Genomic DNA, 12,972 nt, shown 5'->3' with positions numbered 1-12,972 from the left:
AACATCTGACACACTTTTACCCAGGCTTGTGCATCTTCGTGCTGGCTCTAAAGCAATCTCTGCTTATCATTAGCGTGATAACAAAGAGACTAAGCCCCCCTGATGAATTTCCGTAATTTCGAAGCTGAAGAAAAACTGTTTGTCCGCCGTGCGCTTGTCGCTTTTGCTCTGGTCGTCATCTGTTTCATTATCCTTGGCGTTAACCTGTATCGTCTGCAGGTGGATCAGCACAGCTATTACCAGACGCGGTCCAATGAAAACGACATCAAAATGATCCCCATCGCGCCGACGCGAGGGTTGATCTACGATCGCAACGGTATTCCGCTGGTGCGTAACGTCACCTGGTACGACATCCTCGTGACGCCCTACAAAATCGACAATATGCAGGAAACGCTGAAGCAGCTGACGCCGATTGTCGACCTGACGCCGGAAGAAATTGAAACCTTCGAGCACGAACTCAAACAGAACAGCCGCTATAAGCCGGTCGAGTTAAAAGCAGAACTCACCGATGAGCAGGTGGCGCGCTTCTCCGTCAATCAGTTCCGTTTCACCGGCGTGGCCATCGATACCTATGAGGACCGCGAGTATCCCTATGGCGCCGATTTAGCCCATGTGGTGGGCTATGTTTCCAAGATCAACGATAACGATTTCAAACGCCTGAATGCCGAAGGTGTCGGCGAAAACTATGCTGCCGACCACAACATCGGAAAGCAGGGCATTGAAGGCTATTACGAGTCAATTTTGCACGGCAAAACTGGTTATCAGGAAGTGGAAGTGGATAACCACGGTCGTATTGTGCGCGTGCTGAAAGAAGTGCCGCCGGTTGCCGGGCAGAACGTCTATCTGACGCTGGATCTGCATCTGCAACAGTACGTTGAGAGCCAGCTGGTGGGCCAGCGTGCAGCGGCCTTGATCGAAGATCCGCGCGATGGCAGCGTGTTAGCGATGGTGTCTGCGCCCAGCTACGATCCCAATCCGTTTGTGAAGGGCATTAGCTACAAAGCTTATAAAACGTTGCTGGCGGACAAAAACCTGCCACTGATCAATCGCGTCACGCAAGGCCTGTATCCACCGGCTTCGACGGTCAAACCTTATATGGCGATGTCCGCGCTGCTGACCAAGGTGATCACCCCCAGCTTTACCATCTTCGGCGCACCGACCTGGACACTGCCAGGCACCGATCGTAAATATCGTGACTGGAAAAAATCGGGGCATGGCACGCTGGATGTCACCAAGGCGATTGAGGAGTCGGCGGACAGCTTCTTCTATCAGGTGGCGTTTATGATGGGCATCGATCGTATTCACACCATGCTGAGCCAGTTTGGCTACGGCAAACCGACCGGCATCGATCTCAATGAAGAGTATGCCGGACTGCTGCCAAGCCGTGAGTGGAAGCAGAAAGTACATAAACACGCGTGGTATCAGGGCGATACGGTTTCGGTGGGAATTGGGCAGGGTTACTGGATTGCTACGCCGATTCAGATGGTGAAAGCGCTGGTGGCACTGCTCAACAATGGCCGGGTGATTAATCCGCACCTGCTGGAGAAATCGCAGCGTGGCACTGAGCAGCAGCTGTATCAGCCGAAAGAGCCGCAGCCGCAGATTGGCGATCCAAAATCACCGTACTGGTCGCTGGTGCGTCATGCGATGTTCGGCATGGCCAATGCACCAAACGGCACCGGTTATAAGTATTTCCACACCGCGCCTTACGGTATTGCGGCGAAGTCGGGGACGTCTCAGGTGTTCAGTCTGAAACAGAACCAGGTCTACAACGCGAAAATGATCCCGACGCGCCTGCGTGACCACATCTTCTATACCGCGTTCGCACCCTTTAATGATCCGAAAGTGGCGGTGGCGTTGATTCTGGAAAACGGGGGAAGTGAAGGGGTGACGGCAGCGCCGTTGATGCGCAATATTCTCGATCACATCTTCCTGCCGCCACCGTCTGAGCCGCCGGTGGAAACAGCGCAGAAAAATTAATTTGCGCGAGACCGCACCCAACGTTGCGGTGCGATTTATCGCGCGAACCTGAGCGGTAATGCTAATCTCTGCGCTATAAATGCTGCCGCGACAAGGCTCGTCTAGCGGAAGAAAACCCGGTTGCGACCGTGGTTTTTCGCATCATATAGCGCGGCATCAGCATTGTTATACAGGGTTTCGAAATCAGAACCCGGTTTGCCGTAGCTCACGCCGAGGCTGGCCGTGACTAATTGAGCCGGCAGCACCGCCAATGGCGAGGCGTTCAGTGAGGCGTGAATTGCGCCCGCGACAATCACCGCGTCTGATAAACGGTAGTGCGGCAGCAGCACGGTAAACTCTTCACCGCCAATACGGCCAATGCTGGCATCTTCCGGACAGTGCGTCTGAATACGCGACACCAGGCCGCAAATCACCTTATCACCCATTGGATGACCGAACTCATCGTTGATCTTCTTGAAGTGGTCGATATCGAGAATGATCAGCGCCGCCGGGCCATTGCTCAACGTATTCGTAATACGCTGAATGATGGCACCGCGGTTCCAGACAGCGGTGAGAGGATCGTGGCTGGCTTTGTATTCCAGCTCCTGAGCCAGTTGATGCAGCTGCTCATTGACGCGGTTCAGCTCGCGTTCAGCACGGTCACTGCGCGAGATCATGCGATAGGTCTCGCGCATCAGGCGCTGATAGTGGCGATTAACGTTCAGCAACGCATTACGATAATCGTCTGCACTGAGCGAGGTCTGAGCCGCAACATCCTGAGCGTGCGTTAGCACCTCGCTCTCTTCGCGAAACAGCTCATTCAGGTCCATCATGAGGCCATTTCCGCTCGCAGATTGACCTGCAGATCGGTAAAGTCCAGCGCCAGTTCCTGGCCGAACTCTTCAGACACATCATCTTCTTCATCAAAGAACCAGTTGAGTTCAACCTTCTGGCCTTTCTGCGCCAGCTGATTGAACAGATCAAACAGGCTGAACAGCATTTTGGTGCTGGAGCTGTTGAAATAGCGCAGGGCAATATTGGCTTCGATCTGGCCGCTTTGTGCGGGCTGCCAGCTTTCCAGCGCATCCAGCAACGGACGGTAGAAGGCGGCGGCGTTTTCTGGCCAGGACTCTCCGCGCAGGGAAAACTGGCCGCTTTCGAAGTCAAAATTGACCTCGGGAGTGCTTTCTGTGGCAGCAATAACAAGGTTTTGCATAAACAATTCAATCCTGGTGAATGGTGGCTTTGAGCCAAAACGTGGCGTAACCACAGGACTCCAGCGGACGCAGTTCATACTCCAGCGGTTCACTGACATCGCGGGCAAGTGTCAGTAATCCTATGTTGGCCCCTTTGCTTGTGGCAGGGCTCTCAGCTCGCAGACCTACGCGGTAGGCCTGTTTGATCTCTTCATTGCTCATGGTACGCAGCAAATCCAGCCAGTAACGCAGCTGCTCACAGGCGACTTCATCGACCTGATTGCTGCTTTCCAGCACGTAGTTGTCGCCATCTACGCGCAGCGTAACGGTGCCAAAGCGAAAATCCTGCTCGGCGTGGTTCATGACGCGGCTATCCTGCGAATAACGCAGGATATTCTGTACGATTTCAACAAAGCTGGAGAACAAGCGGCGGCGCACTTTCACCGGCGCCTGCTGGTTCTCCAGAAAGACCTTAATCACCTCGCCCATGGCGGTGATGTTCTGCGGCGAGAAGAAGCCAGTATAGTGCAGTGCAACGCTTTCTGGCGGTATGCGGCTAAGGGTTGAACCTGAGTTCATAGGGTGCTCATTCAATAACGGAAGCCAAACCAGGTGACGTCATCGCGTCGCGGCTGGTTGCCTTGCCAGTTGAGAAATTCCCGCTCAAAGGTCGCTGACAGCTCGTCCATCGGCAGGGTTTGATATTGTGTTACCAGCGTCTGAATGCGCTTTTTGCCAAACATAATATGGCGTTCACCGCCGGGCTGATCGGTCACGCCATCGGTCATCACCAACAACATATCGCCGGGATGCAGCGTGCGTTGATGTTCCGGCCAGATGTAATCCTGCGGCGTATCGGTGTAACCCACACCGACGCGATCGGCCTTTAGCGATTCCGCTTCGCCAGCAGCCGGATGTAACAGCGCATGCATACGTGCGCTGGCCCAGCTGAGTTGATGTTGGTGAGTATCAAGGCGTAGCGCGATAGCATCACAGCCGTCATTGGAGAGCGACGTTTGCTGCGTGGCATTGAGCTGCCCAAGAGTTTGTTTAATATGACGATTAAGTGATTGCAGCAGATCGGACGGTGCCCGACGGTTTTTCTGCAGCGCGTTTTCCAGCGCGGATTGCAGGATCACCGTCATAAAGGCACCCGGAATGCCATGGCCGGTGCAGTCGGCAATCAATGCCAGCCAGCCGTGTTCATCCTGATGGAATGCATAATAGTCGCCGCCCACGCCATCGCGCGGCTGCCAGTGCAGGCACCAGTCATTGAGTTGCTGGGCCATTTGCTGTTTTGAGCGATCAAGCATCGCGTCCTGAATCACGCGTGCATAATCGATACTCTGCAAAATTTGTTGATGCTGTTGCGCCTGCAAATCGGAGACGGTGCGGATCAAATCGATCCCCAAACCGATGCCGATATAGCGGCCTTGTTCGGTCAAAATAAATCCGTCGGTGACCGATTTATCACCGGTTGCCACCACCTGATGCGCCACCTGATCCAACTCGGTATCGGCATCAATCACCAGCGGCTCTTTGTCCATAAAAGCGATGCAGCTTTTACGGTCATAGAGTTCGCGGAAGAACGGGCGCGTCATCTGTGACAGGAAGATATGGCGGTTGATCATGCCAAACGGCGTGCCGTTCTCGATGACCGGCAAACCGATCAAATCTTTGTGTTCGGTAAACAAAGCCATGACCGCAGTGTTATCCATGGCGGGACTCACAAACGGTACCTCAATGCACAGCGAACGCGCACGGGAACGGCTCGACAGGGAGGTTAATCCTGCGCGTAAATCAGGCAGCTGCATAAGAATTATTCTGGCATTGATTAGGATTTATCCTAGATTACTGCACTGCCATGACAGTTTTATGTCACAGCAGTGCAATAGAAGAAGAGATAAGACAAAAATCACTCTTCTTTCAAGGCTTCAGCCACATGACTGATGGCGCGCACCACTTCGCTGGAGCTGCCGCGAATCTCAGAGATCACGCCACCCGCTTCTTTGGCTAACACGACGCCATGATCGGCACGTTTCAGGTTAGATTCGATGCCTTTCAACGCTTTTTCGGCGAGAGTGTGATTATGTTGCACCATATTCTCGATCTCGGTGGTGGCGCGGTTGATGTTCGCCGCCAGCGTACGGACCTCGTTAGCCACCACAGCAAAGCTGCGACCATGTTGCCCGGCGCGTGCAGCTTCTACCGCGGCGTTGAGCGCCAGCAGATTGGTCTGATCGGCGATGCGGCGAATGCTCTCGACAATCGCACCAATGCGGTCTGAGGATTCGCTGAGGTTGCTGATATCGCCGGAAATACCGTGCAGTTCGCCCGCCAGTTCATTGATGGTTTGCACACTGTTTTCGATCACTGTGGCACCGAGGCGTGTACTCTCGCTGGTTTGCAGCGCCGTTTGATACGCCTGCTGTGCCGCCTCGCGCTCCAGATGGTTCTTCTCCACCTGTGCAGTGACATCGGTGGCGAATTTCACCACTTTGTACAGTTCGCCCGCTTCATTGAACACCGGGTTATAGGTGGCACGCAGCCACACGGTGCGTCCCAGCTTGTTGACGCGCTCAAACTGGCCGGAGATATATTCGCCCTGATTCAGCTTGTGCCAGAAGCGGCGATACTCGTCACTGTTGCGCATCTGCGGCGGGCAGAACTGACTGTGATGGACGCCAATCACCTCATCACTGCGATAACCCATGGTTTTAAGGAAATTGTCATTGGTCATCAGCACTTCGCCTTTGAGGTTAAAGGCGATGACCGCCATCGAACGCTCAATGGCGGTGGTCATGGCGCGCTGCTCTTGCGCATCAATAATCCGTGCGGTGATATCGCTCGCCAGCTTAACGATTTTGATCACCCGGCCGCTGCGGTCCTGCACCGGCACATAGTTGGCTTCCAGCCAGATTGGACGGCTGTGTTTTGCCACGCGCAGGAATTTGTCGCTAAAGCCTTCGCCACGGTTCAGGCGGCGCCAGAAATCGCGATACTGCGGGGACTGGACTAAATCAGCCGTGCAAAACATGCTGTGATGCTGGCCAACAATCTCCTTCAGCGTGTATCCCATCCGTTCAAGGAACAGTTCATTGGCGGTGAGAATGTGGCCTTCCGGCGTAAATTCAACCATCGCAATCGCATCCTGCAACGAACTGAGCGTTGCATTGCTGCGAGCGCGCTTCTGCCACGCCAGGCGTGACAGGATTCCCGATGTAATTGTGCTAAACATGGTGGACCTTATTATTGGTATTTGTCGTCACATCGGTTATCGGCGGGTGCGGTTAAAAATTCACCACTAAAGTTGGTAATTGCAGAAATTTTTTACCGGATGGTCTGAAGGTTGCTGTAAAAGCCAGCAGTCAGCGGATTTTTGCTGAAAAGCGTTTGACGGTGCGGCCTGAGTAGGGTTTAATGCGCCCCGTTGCCCGGATAGCTCAGTCGGTAGAGCAGGGGATTGAAAATCCCCGTGTCCGTGGTTCGATTCCGCGTCCGGGCACCAACATTCTGAAAACCCAGCCTTTATGGCTGGGTTTTTGCTTTTGTGGGTTTCTAAAACACCTTCACGTACTCACTCCATCAAAAGCGTTAATCTTGATTCCTTCGCTTTAACGGTATGCACAGCAGTAGCTCACCAGATACAGAGCGCTTTGCGGCTGACGATAATTCTACCGCCAGAACCATCGACCGGCAGGTTAATGCCGTGGCTCATGCCGATAATGTCAATGCTGCCTTCACGATCTTGAACATCAACAGATCCTCGAATATCTTCTCCACTATCGTCTTTCAGCCACATATACGGAGGGAATAGCATTCTACTTTCTCTTTGTTTTTTTAATTAACTTCATGATTGTTAAGTAAACAGCTGTAGAGCTGGACATCACGATGGAAAAATCAATATAGAAATAGGCGTCGTAGAGGGTTTCAATGTTGGATTCGCCACTGATAAAAACGGCGACCTTATGGGCGAAATCTTGAGAGATATACGTATCAGCACAACCGATCGATCTGCCCACAACAAGCGTTATAAGTATAAAGAAAACGCATTTTGCGATTCTAAGGGCAAGTAATTGAGCCATTGGCCACAACCTCAATTAATCCTCGGGCCATAAAAGAAAGCTGGCTTGTTACGGACACCATTGCAGTGTTCATAAACGCCTGGCGGATACGAGCGTAGTCTGCGCTATTTGGGATCAATGTTCCCTGAAGTGCCATTACCTGTCCCTAATTAACAATCATGTAATAACTGTGGGTAATGTTACATATGATGAATTTTTAGAGTCAGTGAGAATAATAACGTGTTTTCATTTTTGCATAGTCGCCCACGTTATAATCGTCTGAAGGCCAGATTCGGTATGAGTACCGAATAATTTTTAATCGCGAAAAAATAAACACTTGCGTAGCCGTTTTCCTGAGGTGGTAATTAACTATTAAGCTGACGATTGATATTGTCAACCTGAAGGATATCCTGACATTAATGGAGCCTGTCAGGTTTTTACTACGAAGATTTCATCAAATCATGGTAATTATAAGATGGTTGGTAATATTGTCTTTAGTTATGTGTTTAATTAATAATTTATCGCATAAGCGCTGTAAGGTTCTTATGTTCTGTTGCTCGCTATTCTCAGTGATGACTTGATTTTTAAGTGCACGTAAATAGCGATAAACTCCTTCAAAACACTTTTAACAAATGGACGCGTTATTATGAATAAGCTCATTAAGTTTTCAATTGCCGCTGCGGTAGTGACTCTGCTGTCTGGATGTACTGGAAGCGTGTACAACAAAGAAAAGAACTGTGATTACGATTACCTGCTTCATCCGGCTGTTTCTATCTCGAAAATTATTGGCGGTTGTGGGCCAGTAGATAAATAATCAGTATTGAAGATTAGCGGCCAGTCACGCCAGTTAACTGGTCGCAACACCTTTAACAACCCTGAAAAATCTGAAAGATAAATTCCTATCGTGTTGTTTTAAAGTGGTTTTATTTTATTTTTGAGAGTGTTAACTTTAAAGATGGAAAGTTTATTCTTCTTTTGTCTTGCAATGTTGCATTAGACATGCGTAAATGAACTCCAGTCTGATTTGCAGACAGTTTCAAAGTTAGTTCACAGTTTATCTCTCATCTACGTCAGTGCCGAAAATAAGCCTTTCTCTTTGAGTTTTATCTCAGTCCTGATTTTTCTCTGCGATTCAGTTCACTCAGCCTCACGGCAAAAGAAAAGGTATTAATTATGTCTAATAAAATTCTCGGTACAGTAAAGTGGTTTAATTCTGAAAAAGGTTTCGGTTTTATTACCCCTGAAAATGGTAGCAAAGATGTCTTCGTGCATTTCTCTGCTATCAATGGTAGTGATTTCCGCTCCCTTGAAGAGGGTCAGCATGTTGAATTCTCCGTACAAGATGGACCGAAAGGCCCTTCAGCAATCAATGTTACAGGTCTCTAATATTAATTTGTTCACCTATTTTATGAGATGTCCTCAGTGTCAGGGCTCTCAATACCGTAAGTCAGTATTTGATGTCAGCCAAAAAAATCCTCACGGTGCGACTTGCATTTTCTGCAAGTCCACGATGATTGAGCTTAAAAATATCGCTGCATAAACGCAGGTTTGCACAACTTTTCGTGTAACGTCCTCACGCTGTATCTGAACGATAACCCCGCGTTATAACTCGAGCTGAATCGGCTCGATATCGCCATTCTGCTGTGCCGGCTGCGCGCAGCAGATTAATATCTCCCCCTCTGCAACACTGGCACTCGGCGCAGTCGTGTAGGTTACTGCTCCCTTTAGAATCCGCGTTTTGCACGATCCACAATGCCCTTCACGACAGCTGTACTCCGGGCTTAATCCACGCGCTTCTGCCAGTTCCAGCAGTGAACCACTTTGCGGTGTCCAGCGCGCCTCTTTCAGTGATGCCATAAATTTAATCGGCACGTCATGAGTTGCAACCGCTGGCAGCGCCAGTTCGGGATCAGCTTCATCTTTGTGGCGCTGCAGCGATGAGGGACCAAAAGCCTCCGCGTGAATGCGCTGGTCGGCGATATTGTAGCTGCACAGACCGTCATATATTGCCTGCGTAAACTGTGGCGGGCCGCACAGGTAAAAATCGTAGTCGTTGAACGGCAGCACCTGGGAGAGTAATGCCATATCGATGCGGCCGGCGATATCGTAATCAAAATCCTGTTCCGCCTCATCCGTCTGGCTCAGCACACGCACCAGCTTGAATGCGCCCTGTGAAGCGGCCAGCAGCGAATCTAACTCTCGTACAAAAGGGCGCTCAGCTTTATGGCGCGCGGACTGAATAAAATAGGTCGGGCGCATGCGCTGTTTGCGGCGTCCTTCATAAACCAGATGACGCAGCATCGCCAGCATCGGAGTAATGCCGACGCCCGCCGCCATCAAAACGGCTGGGCGCGTCTCTTGTGCATCGATGGTGAAATCACCGGCTGGTGCACGTGTTTCAAGCCGATCGCCAACCTGCAAATGATCGTGCAGATAGCGCGAAACCACGCCATCGCGTTTGACGCTGATGCGATAAAAATCGTCTGACGGCGCGACGGACAGGGTGTAATGGCGAATAAGTGGTTTCTCATCATCGGGCAACTGCACACGAATCGGCAGATGTTGTCCTGCCTTATGCGGCAGCAAACCCGCTCCATCATCCGGCATCAGATGAAATGAGCGAATCGACGCGCTCTCATCAACAATCTTCGTCACTCTGAATGGCCGCCAGCGCTGGGCCAGTTCGCTGGCGCGCAGGCGTTCGGCAGCCGATTGCCAGTCGCCGGTCATTTCTGAAGCCGGTGAGATACCGCCCGCTTCCGTTTCCCAGCGCAAGGCGAGGGCGGCATGACGGCGCACGATGCGGCGCGGGCGGAAGGTCCACAGCCGTTCGGCACCCTGGAATGCAGCGATCTCCGGCGAATCGAGGATCACGCTGGCATCACCGGTCATTTGCAGCGTATCGCCGTTGCGGTAATCGATAAACAGCAGCCCGGCTTTACCGTTCTGGTGGATGTTGCCGAGCGTGGAGAAAAACAGGTTGCCGTTAAAATCGGGAATGGTCAGCAGGCCATCGTCATTCACGCGCACAAAGCCGGGTTTGCCGCCGCGATGCGAGGCATCCACCTGCTGTTCATTGTAGGTGGCAACGTAAAACGCATCTGCGTTGGTAACTGTGGTGAGGGCCGACTGATCCAGCGTGCTGAGTACTTCAATCTCACCTGTCACAGGCTCATCGGGCGAGCGAGCAAAGCGGAAGTCGCGCAGCTGAATATAGCGCGGGCAGTTGCCGAAACTCTGCTCTACCTGTACCCGAAAGCCACCGCCAATTGCGCTCAGGACGCCGTTCATGCGGTTACGGCGGCGGGTGTGCAATTCGATGCCGAGCAGGCCAACCGGTGCGCCGTCAGTGAACCCGGCAGCAGCTGGATCGCGGGGATCAGGTTGTGCGGCAATATCCAGCGTGGTGGCGTTGGGCGAGAAAATAAAACCGGGTTGGCCTTCCAGCAGCGTAGCCCAGACATCGCCTTGCGCGTCCACGCTGCCTGCCACGATAAACGGCAGCTGCGCGTAGAAGTCACGATGCTGATCGGGCATGTAGTCGCGAATCACGCGCTGGCCGACTTCCGCCATGCGTTCGGCTACGCCCGCCTGTTGTTGCAGGGCTATTTCACCTGCATGCCATACCGGAAGTTTCTCGCCCATGATCGTTAACTCACGCGATGCTGCGCAGACCGGCAGCGGTTTGCGGGAAGGGAACAAAGCCCGGCAGCGCTTCGATACGGCGCAACAGCCCATTGACCGCCGGATAGCCAGAGAGATCCACATTGCCTTCCGGCGCGCCGATCAGGTAGCTGTACTGCGCGATATCCGCGATGGTCGGGCGATCGCCCACCAGCCATTCACGCCCGGTAAGATGTTGATCCATCAGCGCCAAAATGGTGTGTGCACGGGCGATCACTTCGTCAGGGTTGAACGAGCGGCCAAACACGGTAATCAAGCGTGCCGCGCAAGGGCCATAAGCCAGTTCACCTGCCGCGACAGATAACCAGCGCTGCATCTGCGCCGCACCCAGCGCATCTTCAGGTAACCACTCACTGCGGCCTGATTTTTTCGCCAGATAAACCAGAATGGCGTTGGAGTCGGAGATATACGCGCCTTCATCTTCCAGCACCGGCACCTGGCCGAACGGGTTGATGGCGAGAAACGCCGGGGATTTGTGTTCACCGTTAGCGAGGTCTACATCAATCACCTCGTGCGGCAGGTCTAGCAGGGACAGGAACAGACGTGCACGGTGCGCATGACCAGAAAGCGGGAAGTGGTAGAGTTTCATCATTAATGTCCTTTAGTGGTGGATGGGGTGATCCCAAACGCTGTCTAAAGGTTGTCATAGCCTGTGACGCAGCAGAATAGCCGGGTTTGCGAAGTCATTATTGCGGAAATTGGAAGAATGGCGGGCAGTGCTGATACACGGCGGCCCTGCAAAATCGTTAAACCTATTTGCAGGGCGCGCAGTCATGCGTATCGCTATTGCCGAGAGGGGTTGGCCGGGAACTAGGAAACCACCGCACTCCCTGTCACAGCCTGAGCCTGCTGTTCGCTTTGCTGTTCTTCGCGCTGTTTCAAACGATCCCATACACGGAAGAACGGATAGTAGATAACCATCGAGATCGCCAGGTTGACCACCTGTAACACGGTGCCGGAAATGTGCCCATCGAAGCTGGATCTGGCGAGTCAGGCTGATATTTGGTTACCGCTGCCCGATGAACAGCAGGCGCGCAGCTATGGAATTCTCTGCGCGCTGGATCGGCTGGAAATGGCGCTTACGTTATTTTAGCGCGTAGATTTCTGACATAAGCGTGCTGCCATCTTGCAGCACCACTTCAACGGGTACACGCTGATAGCCTTCGCCTTCAAACTCATCAAGCATTGACCAGTTTGCCGGAAGATTTTCCGAACTGAAGACAAAGCCGTTGACCTGCGTGCCTTCAGCAGAGAGTTCAATACCTGGAAAACCCATTGCTGCGCCCCAGCCCGCTTCACGCAGGTTGCCCAGCACATAACCTTGCTGCCAGCTTCCACCTATATTTTCCATAATATGTGCATTAGGACGGCCGGGACCGAGCGTGCCGTAAACGAAGAGACTATGCATTAACTACCTCAGTAATAAGGGAAACGACTTGAATCTATCGCGGGAGGCGAGGTAAGCCAATGGCGTGTAACGTCTGCCCGTTTCTTGTTGAGTAAAGCAGACGTTACAGTCACTTGATTTACAGGTAATTCAGTATGAAGGTGGCGGTCGCCGTGAATTGTCCATGTCCAATTCGTCGGTTAAGAATGGCATCGGGCTCTCCCTGCACATAGGCCTGGAATGCCAGCACCATATTGCCTGCTTGTAATGCTTTTGCCGGGGCAGGTTTATTAATTTTCACGGCAGATCCATCTAAACCCTCAATGCCGATGGCAACACCGCGTGCTGAGCTTCCTGCATCAAGGCGCAATAATCCAGGCAACGAGGAATTCTCTGTGCCTTGAAATGTTACTTCGACTTCTTTAAATACGCTGACATCGCAGTCCTCTAAATGAATAAGCAACGGACGACTGGGTGTGCGTGTGTAGCGATAAAGAAACTTATCAATGACCTCTTCAAAATCAAGTTTAATTAAGTCGTCACCCGGCCGTATAAAACAAGGTGCATCGACAAGGCTGCCACGCATAATGAGGTTTTCCGCGGCCTTGACCGCAGAGGATGTGAGCATTCCACAGCTTAACGTGAATAGGATGCTTAACAATGTGATGATTCGCTTCATGGT

13 protein-coding genes, 1 tRNA gene and 2 pseudogenes are annotated in these 12,972 nt (G+C 52.1%); 5 read left to right on the top strand and 11 right to left on the bottom strand.

The window, feature by feature from the left end:
• Positions 1-102: 102 nt before the first annotated feature.
• Positions 103-1,980, top strand: coding sequence for a penicillin-binding protein 2 (gene mrdA / locus VI01_RS08305; RefSeq protein WP_045814766.1), 1,878 nt, complete (start codon positions 103-105; stop codon positions 1,978-1,980).
• 101 nt (positions 1,981-2,081) lie between these two features.
• Here mrdA and VI01_RS08300 read toward each other — a convergent pair whose 3' ends face one another.
• The 5 genes from VI01_RS08300 to VI01_RS08280 form a co-directional block, all read right to left on the bottom strand.
• The gene (locus VI01_RS08300) at positions 2,082-2,792 is read right to left on the bottom strand and encodes a GGDEF domain-containing protein (protein ID WP_082082046.1); all 711 of its coding nucleotides are present in this window, start codon (positions 2,790-2,792) and stop codon (positions 2,082-2,084) included.
• Positions 2,789-3,175 (bottom strand): DUF1987 domain-containing protein, encoded by a 387-nt coding sequence (locus VI01_RS08295; RefSeq protein WP_034828496.1) that lies wholly within the window; start codon positions 3,173-3,175, stop codon positions 2,789-2,791. The genes VI01_RS08300 and VI01_RS08295 overlap by 4 nt, the downstream gene beginning before the upstream one ends.
• A 7-nt stretch (positions 3,176-3,182) precedes the next feature.
• A complete protein-coding gene (locus VI01_RS08290) occupies positions 3,183-3,734 on the bottom strand; it encodes a SiaB family protein kinase (protein ID WP_045814765.1) in 552 nt (183 codons plus the stop codon).
• An 11-nt stretch (positions 3,735-3,745) separates the two neighbouring features.
• On the bottom strand, positions 3,746-4,969 hold the full coding sequence (locus VI01_RS08285) for a SpoIIE family protein phosphatase (protein ID WP_038644771.1): 1,224 nt from the start codon (positions 4,967-4,969) through the stop codon (positions 3,746-3,748).
• Between the two features lie 101 nt (positions 4,970-5,070).
• A complete protein-coding gene (locus tag VI01_RS08280; RefSeq protein WP_045814764.1) occupies positions 5,071-6,393 on the bottom strand; it encodes a PAS domain-containing methyl-accepting chemotaxis protein in 1,323 nt (440 codons plus the stop codon).
• A gap of 194 nt (positions 6,394-6,587) precedes the next feature.
• Here VI01_RS08280 and VI01_RS08275 point away from each other — a divergent pair.
• A tRNA-Phe gene (locus tag VI01_RS08275) sits at positions 6,588-6,663 on the top strand.
• Between the two features lie 147 nt (positions 6,664-6,810).
• On the opposite strand, the pseudogene VI01_RS08270 reads toward VI01_RS08275, so the two are convergent.
• Positions 6,811-6,975 (bottom strand): annotated as a pseudogene (locus tag VI01_RS08270) (type VI secretion system tube protein Hcp); the annotation flags it as partial.
• Between the two features lie 890 nt (positions 6,976-7,865).
• Here VI01_RS08270 and VI01_RS24815 point away from each other — a divergent pair.
• Together VI01_RS24815 and VI01_RS24810 are read left to right on the top strand one after the other, a co-directional pair.
• Positions 7,866-8,033 (top strand): YhfL family protein, encoded by a 168-nt coding sequence (locus VI01_RS24815; RefSeq protein WP_071845640.1) that lies wholly within the window; start codon positions 7,866-7,868, stop codon positions 8,031-8,033.
• Between the two features lie 359 nt (positions 8,034-8,392).
• On the top strand, positions 8,393-8,605 hold the full coding sequence (locus VI01_RS24810; RefSeq protein WP_071845591.1) for a cold shock domain-containing protein: 213 nt from the start codon (positions 8,393-8,395) through the stop codon (positions 8,603-8,605).
• 216 nt (positions 8,606-8,821) lie between these two features.
• On the opposite strand, the gene VI01_RS08260 is transcribed toward VI01_RS24810, so the two are convergent.
• From VI01_RS08260 to VI01_RS25355, 3 genes and pseudogenes are all read right to left on the bottom strand, one after another.
• On the bottom strand, positions 8,822-10,864 hold the full coding sequence (locus VI01_RS08260) for a pyridoxamine 5'-phosphate oxidase family protein (protein WP_045814761.1): 2,043 nt from the start codon (positions 10,862-10,864) through the stop codon (positions 8,822-8,824).
• Between the two features lie 10 nt (positions 10,865-10,874).
• Positions 10,875-11,495 (bottom strand): glutathione S-transferase family protein, encoded by a 621-nt coding sequence (locus VI01_RS08255; RefSeq protein ID WP_369801869.1) that lies wholly within the window; start codon positions 11,493-11,495, stop codon positions 10,875-10,877.
• Between the two features lie 218 nt (positions 11,496-11,713).
• Positions 11,714-11,872: pseudogene (locus VI01_RS25355) on the bottom strand (oligo-beta-mannoside permease IIC protein); the annotation flags it as partial.
• Between VI01_RS25355 and VI01_RS25825 the strand changes: the two are divergent.
• Complete coding sequence (locus VI01_RS25825; protein ID WP_255353404.1) at positions 11,865-11,996, top strand: hypothetical protein; 132 nt, start codon at positions 11,865-11,867, stop codon at positions 11,994-11,996. The pseudogene VI01_RS25355 and the gene VI01_RS25825 overlap by 8 nt on opposite strands.
• On the opposite strand, the gene VI01_RS08250 is transcribed toward VI01_RS25825, so the two are convergent.
• Together VI01_RS08250 and VI01_RS08245 are read right to left on the bottom strand one after the other, a co-directional pair.
• Positions 11,988-12,311 (bottom strand): gamma-glutamylcyclotransferase family protein, encoded by a 324-nt coding sequence (locus VI01_RS08250; RefSeq protein WP_045814759.1) that lies wholly within the window; start codon positions 12,309-12,311, stop codon positions 11,988-11,990. The two genes, VI01_RS25825 and VI01_RS08250, sit on opposite strands and share 9 nt — an antisense overlap.
• A 118-nt stretch (positions 12,312-12,429) precedes the next feature.
• A complete protein-coding gene (locus VI01_RS08245) occupies positions 12,430-12,969 on the bottom strand; it encodes a fimbrial protein (RefSeq protein ID WP_045814758.1) in 540 nt (179 codons plus the stop codon).
• Positions 12,970-12,972 lie beyond the last annotated feature (3 nt).

The sequence above is a fragment of the Pantoea sp. SM3 genome (assembly GCF_000963995.1).
Lineage (GTDB): Bacteria > Pseudomonadota > Gammaproteobacteria > Enterobacterales > Enterobacteriaceae > Pantoea > Pantoea rwandensis_B.
This window is presented reverse-complemented; position numbering and strand designations above follow the sequence as displayed.